This window comes from Actinopolyspora biskrensis, from assembly GCF_013408175.1.
In the GTDB taxonomy this organism is placed as follows: domain Bacteria; phylum Actinomycetota; class Actinomycetes; order Mycobacteriales; family Pseudonocardiaceae; genus Actinopolyspora; species Actinopolyspora biskrensis.
On record NZ_JACBYW010000001.1, the window covers coordinates 455490 to 468182 of the forward strand.

Annotated in this window: 15 protein-coding genes; 13 read left to right on the plus strand and 2 right to left on the minus strand. The window is 70.4% G+C overall.

Annotated features, from left to right (window positions below):
• The first annotated feature begins 37 nt into the window (after positions 1-37).
• Both FHR84_RS02095 and FHR84_RS02100 read left to right on the plus strand, forming a co-directional pair.
• Positions 38-601, plus strand: a complete 564-nt coding sequence (locus FHR84_RS02095) for a DUF4333 domain-containing protein (RefSeq protein ID WP_179533705.1) — start codon at positions 38-40, stop codon at positions 599-601.
• Positions 602-719: 118 nt separating this feature from the next.
• Complete coding sequence (locus FHR84_RS02100; protein WP_179533706.1) at positions 720-1937, plus strand: GNAT family N-acetyltransferase; 1218 nt, start codon at positions 720-722, stop codon at positions 1935-1937.
• 33 nt (positions 1938-1970) lie between these two features.
• Here FHR84_RS02100 and FHR84_RS02105 read toward each other — a convergent pair whose 3' ends face one another.
• Positions 1971-2903: a 5'-3' exonuclease gene (locus tag FHR84_RS02105; protein ID WP_343075129.1), complete on the minus strand. Its 933-nt coding sequence runs from the start codon at positions 2901-2903 to the stop codon at positions 1971-1973.
• A gap of 364 nt (positions 2904-3267) precedes the next feature.
• Here FHR84_RS02105 and FHR84_RS02110 point away from each other — a divergent pair, with 364 nt between their 5' ends.
• The 10 genes from FHR84_RS02110 to FHR84_RS02155 all read left to right on the plus strand — a co-directional run bounded on the left by FHR84_RS02110 (position 3268) and on the right by FHR84_RS02155 (position 10734).
• Positions 3268-4026, plus strand: coding sequence for a DeoR/GlpR family DNA-binding transcription regulator (locus FHR84_RS02110; protein WP_179533707.1), 759 nt, complete (start codon positions 3268-3270; stop codon positions 4024-4026).
• Positions 4023-4967 (plus strand): 1-phosphofructokinase, encoded by a 945-nt coding sequence (gene pfkB / locus FHR84_RS02115; RefSeq protein WP_179533708.1) that lies wholly within the window; start codon positions 4023-4025, stop codon positions 4965-4967. The genes FHR84_RS02110 and pfkB overlap by 4 nt, the downstream gene beginning before the upstream one ends.
• The gene (locus tag FHR84_RS02120; RefSeq protein ID WP_179533709.1) at positions 4964-5416 is read left to right on the plus strand and encodes a fructose PTS transporter subunit IIA; all 453 of its coding nucleotides are present in this window, start codon (positions 4964-4966) and stop codon (positions 5414-5416) included. Before pfkB ends, FHR84_RS02120 begins: the two co-directional genes overlap by 4 nt.
• A complete protein-coding gene (locus FHR84_RS02125; protein ID WP_179533710.1) occupies positions 5413-6882 on the plus strand; it encodes a PTS fructose transporter subunit IIC in 1470 nt (489 codons plus the stop codon). The genes FHR84_RS02120 and FHR84_RS02125 overlap by 4 nt, the downstream gene beginning before the upstream one ends.
• A 46-nt stretch (positions 6883-6928) precedes the next feature.
• Positions 6929-7222 carry an HPr family phosphocarrier protein gene (locus FHR84_RS02130; RefSeq protein WP_179533711.1) on the plus strand — a complete coding sequence of 98 codons (294 nt, stop codon included), beginning with the start codon at positions 6929-6931 and terminating at the stop codon, positions 7220-7222.
• A gap of 118 nt (positions 7223-7340) precedes the next feature.
• Positions 7341-7646, plus strand: a complete 306-nt coding sequence (locus tag FHR84_RS02135; RefSeq protein WP_179533712.1) for a hypothetical protein — start codon at positions 7341-7343, stop codon at positions 7644-7646.
• Positions 7643-8119 carry a hypothetical protein gene (locus FHR84_RS02140; RefSeq protein ID WP_179533713.1) on the plus strand — a complete coding sequence of 159 codons (477 nt, stop codon included), beginning with the start codon at positions 7643-7645 and terminating at the stop codon, positions 8117-8119. Before FHR84_RS02135 ends, FHR84_RS02140 begins: the two co-directional genes overlap by 4 nt.
• A gap of 123 nt (positions 8120-8242) precedes the next feature.
• Positions 8243-9397 (plus strand): M24 family metallopeptidase, encoded by a 1155-nt coding sequence (locus FHR84_RS02145; RefSeq protein ID WP_179533714.1) that lies wholly within the window; start codon positions 8243-8245, stop codon positions 9395-9397.
• The gene (locus tag FHR84_RS02150; protein ID WP_017975813.1) at positions 9394-9867 is read left to right on the plus strand and encodes an Lrp/AsnC family transcriptional regulator; all 474 of its coding nucleotides are present in this window, start codon (positions 9394-9396) and stop codon (positions 9865-9867) included. Before FHR84_RS02145 ends, FHR84_RS02150 begins: the two co-directional genes overlap by 4 nt.
• A gap of 162 nt (positions 9868-10029) precedes the next feature.
• Positions 10030-10734: a methyltransferase domain-containing protein gene (locus FHR84_RS02155; protein ID WP_179533715.1), complete on the plus strand. Its 705-nt coding sequence runs from the start codon at positions 10030-10032 to the stop codon at positions 10732-10734.
• Positions 10735-10822: 88 nt separating this feature from the next.
• Here the strand turns inward: FHR84_RS02155 and FHR84_RS02160 are convergent, their stop codons facing one another.
• On the minus strand, positions 10823-11893 hold the full coding sequence (locus FHR84_RS02160) for a GDSL-type esterase/lipase family protein (RefSeq protein WP_179534373.1): 1071 nt from the start codon (positions 11891-11893) through the stop codon (positions 10823-10825).
• Positions 11894-12067: 174 nt separating this feature from the next.
• Between FHR84_RS02160 and FHR84_RS02165 the strand changes: the two genes are divergently transcribed.
• Entirely contained in the window at positions 12068-12682 is a 615-nt protein-coding gene (locus tag FHR84_RS02165; protein ID WP_179533716.1) for an FxsA family protein, read from the plus strand.
• The last annotated feature ends 11 nt before the right edge of the window (positions 12683-12693 follow it).

The window sequence follows — 12693 nt, forward strand, 5'->3', positions numbered from 1 at the left end:
CCGAGCCAACACGATCGAGTTTCCTCCGGAGGGGTGAATGAGTGATCCTCGTGGCACCCCTCCGCACCGGAGTCCGGAGGGGTGGCCGGACCCGGCGACGCCGTCCGGGAGCCAGTGGGAGGGGGACCCGTACCGTGCGTACGGACCTCCGGGTGGTGGAGACGGCAGGGAGACCGCCGGCACCGCTCCCGGGACTTCCGGCGCCTGGCCGGGCGGGGAGTCGTGGGACTGCTCCGCCGGGGGTGCGGCACTGCCCGGAACGTACGCGGCTTCCTCCGGTCGAGGAAGAAAGCTCCGGCCGTGGTTTTTCGCCGCTTTCACGGTGCTGGTGGCTCTGGTGGTGGCGTTTCTGGGCTTCGTGGCCCCCGGCTGGTTCTATCGGAGCGTGCTCGACGCGGGGTCGGTGCAGGCCGGGGTGCGTCAGATCGTGCGCGACTCCTACGGAATGGAGGGCGTCGAGTCGGTCTCCTGCCCTTCCGGCCAACCCGTCCGCCCCGGGCACAGCTTCACCTGCGAAGTCTCCACCGGTGGGGACGACGAGCGGGTCCGGGTCGTGGTGCAGGACGAGGAGGGCACCTACGCCGTCGAGCGTCCCGGCTGATCGAGTCCGGCCGATCCGAGGCAGCCTCGAGGCCGTCGTGGGGTCGCCGGAGCGGGACCTGCGGTCGGTGAAGTGAAACCGTTCGAGATTCCGGGGTGGCGGTAGGCATCATGGGGGAGTGACCGAACATGATGTCCGTCCCCTCACCGAGTCCGAGTTCCGCGCTTCGAACGACCTCTTCCGGAAGGCGTTGAACGCCCCGACGGTCACGGACGAGGGGTGGCGGCTCCTGGCCGAGCGCTACGAGCCCGGCCGGGTGTGGGGGGACCACATCGGTGGGCAACTGGCCGGGACGACCATGTCCTTCGCCAGTTCGCTGGCCCTGCCCGGCGGTGCGGAGCTGCCCGCGGCGGCCGTGACCGCCGTGGGGGTCCGCGCCGACCTGACGCGCCGCGGCGTGCTCACCGAGCTCATGCGTGCCCAGCTGGACGAGGTCCGCCGGCGTGGTGAGGCGGCGGTCATGCTGCACGCCTCGGAAACCGCGATCTACGGGCGTTTCGGTTACGGGGTGGCCACCAGGTCCAGAACCGTGGCCCTGGAGACCGCGCGGGCGGCGCCACGCGACCGGGCTCCCGGTGGTGGCCGGGTCAGGCTGGTCGGTGTGGACGAGGCGGCGGAGATCCTGCCCGGGCTGTACCGCGGCCTCGGAGTCGTGCGGGCCGGGATGATCGCGCGCCCGCCGAGCTGGTGGCTGACACATCTCCGCCGACGGGACTCGAACGGGGACCACGCGGTGATCGCGGTCCACAGTGACCCGAACGGCATCGACGACGGTTTCGCCGTGTGGGTGCCCAGCGGCAACGACTACCGCTTCGGGGACGGGCGCACGACTCTGCGCCTGCTGGATCTGCACGCGGCCGGTCCGGCGGCCACGGCCGCGTTGTGGTGGTTCCTGCTCGGGGTCGATCTGGCCGACGAGGTGGTGGCCATCGAGCGTCCGATCGACGAGCCCCTGGAGTGGTGGCTGACGGACAGCCGCCAGAGCCGGGTCCGCGATGTCTACGACGGACTGTGGGTGCGTCCCGTCGACGTGCCGGCGATGCTCCGGGAACGCGACTACGGCACGGCCGAACCGGTGGTGCTCGAGGTGCGGGACGGGCTGTTACCGGACAACGCCGGCTGCTACCTGGTCGGCCCGGACGGGGCTGAGCCCACCGAGCGGGACCCGCAGCTGAGCGTCGACGTCGCCGAGCTCGCCTCGCTGCTGTTCGGTGAGGCACGTCCGTCCACTCTGGCGGAGGCGAACCTGATCGAAGCGCACGATCCGAAGGCCCTCGACCCCGCGGACCGCTTGTTCGCCACCCTCGAGCGGGCCTGGTGCGGCACGCACTTCTGAAGGAACGCGGCGGACGGCTCGTGTCCCGAGGGGTCAGCCGAGTGCCGCGACGAGCCGGTCCACCGAGCTGCCGAGCCCCCGGTCGCGCTGCAGCTCGGAGACTCTCGCGGCGTCGACGGGCTCGTCGCGCCGAATGTCCGTGGGCAGGCTGTGCTCGACCGGTGCGTCGGTGACCGCGCGCACCACACTCGGCGCGGCGGCGAGGTACTCGCTCGCCTCGACGAGTTTCTCCCTGTCGCGCGGGGTCAGTCCCGTGTCGCCGTTCGCGGCGGCTTCCAGCAGTTCCTCCAGCGAGCCGAACCGGGAGACGAGTTTCGCCGCGGTTTTCTCCCCGATCCCGGCTACCCCGGCCAGCCCGTCCGAGGGGTCCCCGCGCAGCACCGCCATGTCCGCGTAGGCCCTTCCGGTGCCCTCGTCCGGCAGGCCGTAGCGTTCGGCCAGCTCCGCGGGACCGTAGTCCTGGAGTTTGTTGAGCCCGCCTCCCATGTAGACCACCCGGGTGGGGGTGGGCTCGTTCCGCACCAGCTGGAAGAGGTCGCGGTCCCCGGTGATCACCTCCACCGGGTCGTCCCGTTCCGCCTCCGCCAGCGTCGCGATTACGTCGTCGGCCTCGTACCCCTCGGCCTCGGCGGTGTCGACCCCGAGAGCGGCCAGCAGGTCCAGGATCACGGGAATCTGCGGTGTCAGCGTGTCCGGAACCGCCTCCGCCTCCGGTGCTTCCTCGGCGACCCGATGGCTCTTGTACGAGGGCAGAGCCCGCACGCGGAATTCGGGACGCCAGTCGTTGTCCAGACAGACCACGAGTCGTCCCGGGGAGCGCTCGGTGAGCAGTCTGGCGAGCGTGTCGCAGAAACCGCGTACCGCGTTGACCGGACTGCCGTCCGGGGCGGTCAGTGATTCGGGCAGCGCGTAGTACGAGCGGAACCACAGTCCTGCGGCGTCGACGAGCATAACGGGGGTTTGCACGACGTTCAGCTTGGCACGTGCGCGGTGTCCCGGCACCCGGCCCCCGCTTGGAACTCGCAGCGGAACTTTGCCGCAACCGGTCGGCCGGCGCGCGATCCGGCGCCTTGCCGTGTTGCGGGGCGCCTCGAGTGGTCGACTGCGCCACGTGCCCCGCCGCCTTGCGGGGCGCTCGACCCACGCACCCCGCGCTGGCTGAGCACCGAGCCGAACGGACCCTGCTGTCGGAAGTGCTTCGAGCGCGTCCGGCGGGGGATGGCTGCGCGTGCGGCCGGCTGGATCGGTTCGGAAGTGAATGTGGTATTGACAACACCACAATAACGGGCAGAATCAGGCAATATCAAACCTCAATCGGAGGAAAACGGGCATGTATGGGGCAGAGCGCCGGCAACTGTTGACGCAGCGGCTGCGTCAGGAGGGGCGCATCGATGTCGCGACGGCATCCGAGGAGCTCGACGTCGCTCCGGAAACGATCCGGCGCGACCTCGGGGCTCTCGAGCGCCAGGGATTCGTGCGGCGGGTCTACGGTGGCGCCATTCCACTGGAGCGGTTGGACTTCGAACCGGAGGTGGCGCAGCGGGACACCACCGCGTCCGCGGAGAAGGACCGCATCGCCCGCGCGGCACTGGAGCGGGTGCCGGAACGGGGGACACTGCTGCTGGACGCGGGAACCACCACGGCCAGATTGGCCGGGATGCTGCCCGCCGGTGAGTTCACGGTGGTGACCAACTCGCTTCCGGTGGCCAACCAGCTGGCCCACCGCGGCAACTGCGATCTGCACCTGCTCGGGGGCAGGGTGCGCGCCACGACCCTGGCCTCCGTCGAGTCCTGGGCCCGGGACGTTCTCGCCGGACTGACCCTCGACTTCGGTTTTCTCGGGGCCAACGGTTTCTCGGCCGATCGCGGATGCACCACACCGGACAGCGCCGAGGGGGCGGTCAAGGCCGCCATGGTGCGCGCGTGCAGGCAGCGGGTGCTGCTGGCCGACCACACCAAGTACGGCCACGACCACTTCAGCCGGTTCGCGAGCATCTCCGAACTCGACGTGCTGGTCACCGACAGCGGTCTTGACCCGGACGCCGCCGAGGAACTGCGTGCGGCCGGAACGGATGTGGTGCTGGCATGATCGTCACTGTCACCCCGAACCCGAGCCTGGACCGCAGCGTGGCGCTCGGAAAGCTGGAACGCGGTGCGGTGCACCGCACCGAACGGTCCCTGCTCGAGCCCGGTGGTAAAGGGGTCAACGTCGCGCGCGCGTTGGCCGCAGCCGATCACAGTGCCGTCGCGCTGCTGCCCACCGGGGGAGCCGAAGGCAGCCGTCTGGCCGAACTGCTGGCTCCCGAGGCCGTGTCCGTGGTCGAGGTTCCGGTCGAAGGTGCCACCCGAACCAACCTGACGCTGCTGGAGCCGGACGGGACGACGACCAAGATCAACGAGCCCGGCAGCGCGCTAAACAGGGGCGAGCTGGAGGGATTGCGGAGCAGGCTGGGCGATCTCGCCGCGCGGGCCGACTGGGTGGTGGCCTGCGGAAGCCTTCCAGCGGGTTGCCCGGAGGACCTGCACGCCGCACTGGTGCGTACCTCGCGGTCGGCGGGGGCCCGTATCGCGGTGGACACCTCCGGGACCCCGCTGGCCGAGGCCCGGCGGGCGGCTCCCGACCTGCTCGCTCCGAACCTGTCCGAACTGTCCGGACTGGTCGGACGTGAGCTGTCCGACGTGGAAGAGGTCGTGTCCGCCGCCCGTGAGGTGCGGCAGGACGACGTCGGCGCCGTGCTGGTGACTCTCGGGGAACTCGGGGCGGTGCTGGTGGAGGCGCGTGGTTGCTGGCACGCCAGCAGCCGGGCCCGGCGGGTGCGCAGCACGGTCGGCGCCGGGGACGCGGCACTCGCGGGCTTCCTGCTGGCAGGCGCGAACGGGCCGGAAGCGCTGCGGCACGCCGTCGCCTACGGAACCGCGGGAGTCGAACTCTCCGGGAGCCGGATGCCCTCCCCGGGTGACCTGCGTGTCGAGTCGGTCCGGGTGACCGAAGTGGACGAATACCGCCATCTCGATGGAGTGACACTGTGAACAACGAGCTCATCACCTCCGACCTCGTCGATCTCGACCTGCGCTCCCCGGACAAGCAGGCCGCCGTGCGCAGCCTGGCCGAGCGGCTGGTCACCGCCGGGCGTGTGACGGACCTGGAACGGTTCCTCACCGACGTCGCCGAGCGGGAGAAGCAGATGTCGACCGGGATGCAGGGCGGTATCGGCATTCCGCACTGCCGGTCCGAAGCGGTGACCGCGCCGACGCTGGCCTTCGGGCGTTGCCAGGAAGGAGTCGACTTCGGCGCCGAGGACGGACCGGCCAACCTGGTCTTTCTCATCGCCGCGCCGCAGGGCGGCGATTCCGAGCACATGTCGGTGCTGGCCGCGCTGGCGCGCAGGCTCGTGCGGGCGGAGTTCAAACGAACCCTCACCGAATCCGACGACCCGGCCGCGGTGGCGGAGTACGTTCGCGAGGAGGTCACGCCATGAGATTCGTCGCGGTGACAGCCTGTCCGACCGGCATCGCGCACACCTACATGGCCGCCGAGGCGCTGGAGCAGGCCGCGGCCGAACGCGGGGACGAGATCTCGGTCGAGACCCAGGGTTCGGCGGGGTCGAGCCCGCTGGCCACCGAGGACATCCGTGCGGCGGACGCGGTGGTCCTGGCGGCCGACGTCGGGGTGACCGACCGGGACCGGTTCGCCGGGAAGCCGATCGTGGAGGGCACGGTCAAGCAGGCCGTGGAGAACGCCGCCGAGCTGCTTGAGCGGGGTGCCGCGGTCCCCGCGTCCGAGCAGGAGGACTCCCACCGCGCGGAGGAGCAGCACCACGCGGAGTCCGCGACTGCGGGCGCGGAGGGAACCGGTTCGGCCACCAGGCTCCGCCAGTGGTTGATGACCGGCGTGAGCTACATGATCCCGTTCGTGGCCGCGGGCGGGCTGCTGATCGCGCTGAGCTTCGCTCTCGGCGGCTACCGGATCACCGAGGCCCCCGACGTCACCGAGCACTTCGATCCGGCCACCCTGACCAGTTGGGCCGCCCTGGCGAACCAGATAGGTTCGGCCGCCTTCGAGTTCCTCGTGCCGGTGCTGGCCGGTTTCATCGCCTACGGGATGGCCGATCGGCCCGCCCTGGCTCCCGGGTTCGTGGGCGGTGCGGCAGCGATGTCCGTCGGAGCCGGTTTCCTCGGCGGGCTCGTGGCGGGACTGCTCGCGGGCGCCGTCGTCGCCGGACTGCGCAGGGTCAGGGTCCCGAAGGCCGTGGCGGGGATCATGCCCGTGGTGGTGCTGCCGCTGCTGGGGACCCTGATCGTGGGCGTATTGATGTTCGTGGTGCTCGGCAGGCCGATAGCCGCCGTGATGACCGCGCTGACCGACTGGCTCAACGGTCTCGGCGGGGCCAACGCGATGTTGCTCGGAGCGCTGCTCGGCGGAATGATCGCCTGTGACTTGGGCGGTCCGATCAACAAGGTCGCCTACACCTTCGCGGTCGGCGGTCTGACCACGGGCAGCGAGACGGCGCTGGAGATCATGGCAGCGGTGATGGCCGCGGGCATGGTTCCGCCGCTGGCGCTGGCCCTGGCGGCGACGTTGCGGAGCAAGCGGTTCACGGCGGCCGAGCGGGAGAGCGCCCGGCCCGCCTGGTTGCTCGGCGCCTCGTTCATCACCGAGGGGGCGATCCCCTTCGCCGCCACCGATCCGCTGCGGGTCATCCCGTCCATGATCGTCGGGTCAGCGGGCGCCGGTGCGCTGTCCATGATGTTCGGCGTGACGCTGCGCGCCCCGCACGGGGGCTTGTTCGTCCTGCCTCTCGTGGGCTCTCCGGCGCTGTACGCACTCGCGATCGTGGCGGGGGTGGCGCTGTCCGCCCTGCTCGTGACCGTGGCCAAGTCCTTCGGGCGGCGTGCTGCCGAGAACGTTCGCTCGGAATCCGTCGAGTCGCCGGTCGCGGCCTGAGCGCGCGTCCGCGGAACGGAAAACACAGTGGAAACGGAGTCGAATCATGCCGCGACGTCGTGTCGGTATCGCTTCCGGAGTCGGGTTGCACGCCCGTCCCGCCGCCCTGCTGGCCAAGTCGGCCGCAGCCCAGCCCGTGCCCGTGACGATCGCCAAGGTCACCGACGGGGCCGCCGGGGAACCGGTGGACGCTGCCAGCGTTCTCGGACTGATGGGCCTCGGGGTCGAGCACGGTGACGAGGTCGAGCTCGGTGCCGCGGACTCCGAGGAGGCCGATTCCGTCCTCGACGAGCTGGTCGCGCTGCTGAGCACGGATCTGGACGCCGAACCGGCGAGCTGATCCCGGAACTCGTGGTCGGCGCTTTCCCCGCGAATGCTCGTGGGAACGGGGATGAGCTCCCGCCCGTGGGGCGAGCCCGTGTGCGGGTCACCACTTCTCGTGTCGAGCGGAGAACGCCTTGCTCGTCGTGCCGGGGTTCTTCTTCCTGCTGGGCACGGCGGATGCCCTGCGATTCGGATGGATGAGCAGCACCGAGGTCCGCGAGGTGCTCGTGGGAGTAACGGTGACGGCCGGGGTCTCTGCTCCCTCGGTGCTGCTGTTCGGGCTTCCCGTCGCCGTGCTGACGGAGAGGATCTGCTCCCGGGTGCGGCTTCCGGTGACGCTGCTGACCTTCGCGCTGGCCGGAGCGTTCGCCGGGGGCTCGCCGCGTCCGCGCTCTTCCACCCGCTCTTCTCCTACTACGTGGCTCCCTTCGCGGTGGTGAGCGCGGTGTCCGCGCGGGCGTTGTCCGGGCCGGTGGCGCGCAGCCCCGTGCTGTGGTGGGGCTTCGTGCTGCTCGCCGCGGTGGCGGTGCTGTACGCGCTGTGGAGGCTGCCCGCGGTGGACGGCGGCGAGCGCGCGGGGCTGCGCCGCGAGTTCGCCGCGGGGCTCGGTTACCTGCGCCGGGACCGGCTGGGCGTGGGGCTGCGCGGCACGGTGGTGTGCACGAGCCTGAGCTACGCGGCGGTTCTGCTGCTGTCGCTGTTCGGGCCGAGCTGGAAAGAGCTCGACCGCCCGAGACCGCCCGAGCACGAGGCTGACGCGACCGCGGGACAGCGCGTCGGGGGTGAACCGCTCCGCCACGGTTCCTCCGCCGAGCGGTTCGCCCGGGACCGCTCGGCGGAACCTCCCGGTCGGGAGGAGTTACGGCTTTCGTCATCCCGGTGTTGTGTGCGCCGGTGCGCGGGCACGGGATGATGACCGTGTCGGTGCCGGGGCTCCTGCCTCCTCCTCCCGTCGGGCGCCCCGGTGCCGCCCCCCGGCTCGTCCCGCGGGAGCTCCGTTCGACGCGCTTCCGGGAGGACCCCTTAGGGTTGAGCCATGTCCACCGGTGCAATGAAGCAGGACCCAACGGTTCTCTCGGCGCGGCTACAGCGCGCTGCCGAGACGGCTGCCAGCGCGGACATCGACGCGCTGCTGATCTCGCCGGGATCCGACCTCGGCTACCTCATCGGAGTAGACGGCGAGTCCTTCGAACGGCTCAGCTGCCTGGTACTCCCCGCGGCCGGAAGCGCTGCCCCGCCCGTGCTCGTGGTGCCCAAGCTCGAGGAGCTCGGCTACGCCGAAGTGCCCGCCGGGGAACTGGGGATGGAGATGGCGACGTGGGTGGACGGGCAGGACCCCCACCGGATGGTCGCCGATCTGTTGAGCAGGGACGGCGGGTCTCCCTCGCGGGTGGCTGTGGCCGACGCCATGCCCGCGCTGCACACGCTGCCGCTGCGTTCGGCCCTGCCGGACGCCGAGCAGGTGCTCGCCGGTTCGGTGCTGCGTGAACTGCGGATGCGCAAGGACGCCGCCGAGATCCAGGCGCTGCGCGACGCGGGCGCGGCCATCGACAGGGTGCACGCCCGCATGAGCGAGTTCCTGCGCGTCGGCCGCACCGAGGCCGAGGTCGGTGCCGACATCAGCAGGGCGATCGTCGAGGAAGGACACACCGCGGCCGAGTTCGTGATCGTGGGGTCCGGACCGAACGGGGCCAGCCCGCACCACGCGCTCTCCGAGCGGGTGATCCACGAGGGCGACGTGGTCGTCGTGGACATCGGCGGGCCCATTCCCGGCGGTTACAATTCCGACTGCACCAGGACCTACTCGCTCGGGGAACCGCGCGAGTCCGACGTGCGGGAGACGTACGGGGTGCTGCAGGCCGCGCAACGAGCGGCGGTGGAGGCCGTTCGCCCCGGCGCCACCCCGTCCGAAGTGGATGCCGCCGCCCGCGAGCCGATCGCGCGAGCCGGATTCGGCGACTACTTCGTGCACCGCACCGGGCACGGCATCGGCCTGGACGTGCACGAGGAGCCCTACATCATGGGTGGCAACGAGATCTCCCTCGAACCGGGGATGGCGTTCAGCATCGAACCGGGGATCTACCAGCAGGGGCACTGGGGTGCGCGGATCGAGGACATCGTCGTGGTCACCGAGCAGGGCGTGGAAAGCGTGAACAACCAGCCGCACGAGTTGGTGGTGCTACCGACGTGACGGACCGAAACGCCGCGCAGGGTTCCGAGCTGGAGGCCACCGACCGTGCGATCCTCCGGGAACTGCTGCGGGACGGCCGCTGTAGCTTCACCGAACTGGGCGAAAAGGTCGGGCTCAGCGTGTCGGCGGTGCACCAGCGTGTCCGCAGGTTGGAGCAACGGGGGGCGCTGCGCGGCTACACGGCCAGGGTCGACGGGGAACAGATCGGGCTGCCGTTGACGGCGTTCATATCGCTGACCCCCACCGACCCGGCAGCGCCGGACGACTACCCACAGCGGCTGGAGCACCTCTCCGAGATCGAGTCGTGCTACTCGGTCGCGGGGGACGAGTCCTACATCCTGCAGGTGCGGGTGGCCTCGCCGCTGGCTCTCGAGGACCTGCTCCGGCAGATCCGAGAAGCGGCTCAGGTCTCCACCCGCACCACCGTGGTGCTCTCGACGCCGTTCGAGAACAGGGCGCCCGAGCTCTGAGACCTGCCGGAGCGCCGCGCTCGGGTGGGGACAGGCGGGGTGCCCCGGCACGGCGGACACCGCAGGACGACGGTGTCCGCCGTGCCGGGTGGGAACGGCGATGCCCGCGGGCGGTGTGCCGCTCGCTGTGAAGACGGACCGAGATTCGAATACCGTGGTCGGGTGGCACGTAATACGGTCTACGACCAGTTCGCGGAGGCCTACGCGCGGCATTCGGAGCACAGCCCGGCCAACGCCTACTACGACCGCCCGGCCGTTCTCGAGCTGGCCGGCGACGTGCGCGGCAAGCACGTGCTCGACCTCGGGTGCGCCGCGGGCGTTCTCTCCGAGCAGTTGGTCGAACGCGGCGCCACCGTACTGGGGGTGGACCGTGAGCCGAAGATGATCGAGCTCGCCCGTGGCAGACTGGGCGAACACGCCAGGTTCGAAGTGGGCGATCTCTCCGAACCGTTGGACGCGGTTCCCACGGCCGGTGTGGACCTGGCCGTGGCCTCCCTGGTGCTGCACTACCTGCCGGACTGGGAACCGCTTCTCGGCGAGCTCAACCGTTGCCTGGTCACCGGTGGGGAACTGGTCTTCTCGGTGCACCACCCGGCCGCGGACTGGCAGTGGTTCGGCAGGCCGGACTACCTGCGCACCGAGCTGGTTTCCGAGACCTGGCCGGTCGGAGGCGAGGAGGTCTCGGTCTCCTTCTACCGCAGGCCGCTCTCTGCGGTTTTCGAGCAGTTGCACCGGGCCGGTTTCGTGGTGCACACCGTCGACGAACCCCACCCGTTGCCGGAGCTCAACGAGCTGTCCCCCGACGCCTACGCGGAACTGAGCACCAAACCCGTTTTCCTGTTCGTCAAGGCCTTCCTGGTCGGGTGAACCGCTTCCCGAGGTCGGGACGACCGCTCACGAGCCCGCGAGAGGTTCCGCTGTGAGTCGTAACGGCACCCCGAGCGGAAAACACCGGTCAGTCCCCGGACGCCCGTTCCGCGGTCGTGGTGCGCACCCCGCCCTGCCCGTTCGGCACGCACCGCGCCGTGTTCCGGTCGCTGTCCAGGAACTCACTCAGGCACTCGGCGATGCGCTCGTAACCCCGCGCGTTCGGGTGAAACGACTCCTGCATCGCGTGCGGGGCCCGCTTCTCGTGCTCCAGGGCCTTCCAGTCCACGGCGAGCCGCCGGAACCACTCCGAATCGGGCGGAGGCGAGGAGGCGGTACACGCCTCGTGCCCGTACCCGGCCCGCGAGAGGTCCAGGAAGGCGGCGCCGTTCTGCCGGGCCACTTCGTGGAGCCCCTCGGACAGCTGGGGGACCGCGGTGCGCCGGACCCAGCGGACATCCGAGCCGAGCAGCGGGCAACCGGACAGGTCCTGGAGGTCGGACCGGATTCCTGGCCCCACGGGGGACGCGTAGGACTGCAGCACCAGCGAGTAGTCCCCGCGCGTGTAGCCCGCCCTGCGCATAACGCTCCGCACGTCGGAGAGAGCTTCGGAGACCTTGGGGCGCATCTCGTCGACCCTGCGCGGCCACTGCGCGCGCAGCCGCTCCGAACATCCCCCCTCCTGCTGACCGACCCAGGCGTTCACGCAGGAGTTGAGCACCCCGACGAAGTCGGGATCGTCGTTGGCACCGACGGCCACCACGATGTCGGTGATCCGGTAGCGCTCGGTCAGCTCGGCCAGTCTCCGCGCCTGGGAACCCTCCGGAGGACTCCCCCGCGGGTCCAGTCCCACCTGACTCGCCCGCGCACCGGAGCAGGCCAGGTTGATCCGCTTCACGTCAGCGGGGAGGGAGAGCTGGTGAACCACGGCTTCGGGGGAGCGGTGGCACCAGTTGCCGTTCCGACCGTCCGTGCCCGGCACGTAGTTTCCCGTTCCTTCGCCGGAGAGGGTACTGTCACCCATTGTGACCACGGCACGTGGCAGGTCCGGCTCCGGTTGCGGGGGGACGGGCACCGGTCGGTCGCTGACCAGTAGGACCAGCGCGAACACACTGCCGACCAGGAACAGGGTCAGGAGTTTCGCCAAGCGCGTTCGCATCACGTGGAGAGTTTATGGCCCGGGGCGAGGGAGGCGGCATGGTGTCGGCCGGGATTTGGTGGCGGTTCCGTGCCCGGGAACCCCGAATCCGAGGATGTAAGCGTGTCCGGGAGTAAATTCGGCTCTTCGAGCGTTGTCCGGGAAACAACCCCCTAGTGGAGGTGCCAGCGCGACGTGCCCGTATTCGTCCTGTTGTTCGTCGGTGTCGCCGTTGAGCTCAGCGTTCTCATCCTCGTGGGGCAGGCCATCGGGGCCCTCCCCACCATCGGACTGCTGCTCGCCGGCGCGCTGATCGGTTCGTGGCTGCTGCGCAGGGAGGGTCGCAAGGCCCTGCGCGAGTTCAGTGAGGCAACCCGGATGAGGCGTCCCCCCGAACGTGAGATCTCGGACGGGATGCTGATCGGCGGCGGTGGGCTGCTCATCCTGCTTCCCGGTCTGGTCAGCGACCTCGCGGGGCTGGTCCTGTTGCTCCCGCCAACGAGGGCGCTGTTGCGCAAGCGGCTGCGGCGCAGCGCCGAACGGCAGCAGCAGCGCATGCAGCAGCGGATGCGGGAGCGGATGAACGCGTCCGGGACGGGTGGTTTCGGCCCCGGTGCGTTCACCGAAACTCCCCCCGCGGACGGCAACCGGCGCTCCCAGGGGAACCGGGACGGTGACGTCATCGACGGCGAGGTGGTGTCGGTCACCGAGGATGACGAACCGAGCTCCGGGTCCTCTGGCACCGTATTGCCTGGTCAGGAAACTTCCGATCCTTCCGCCGACGAGAGGCGTGAGCGTGGTGGGAGCTGAGCGGGTCGGCT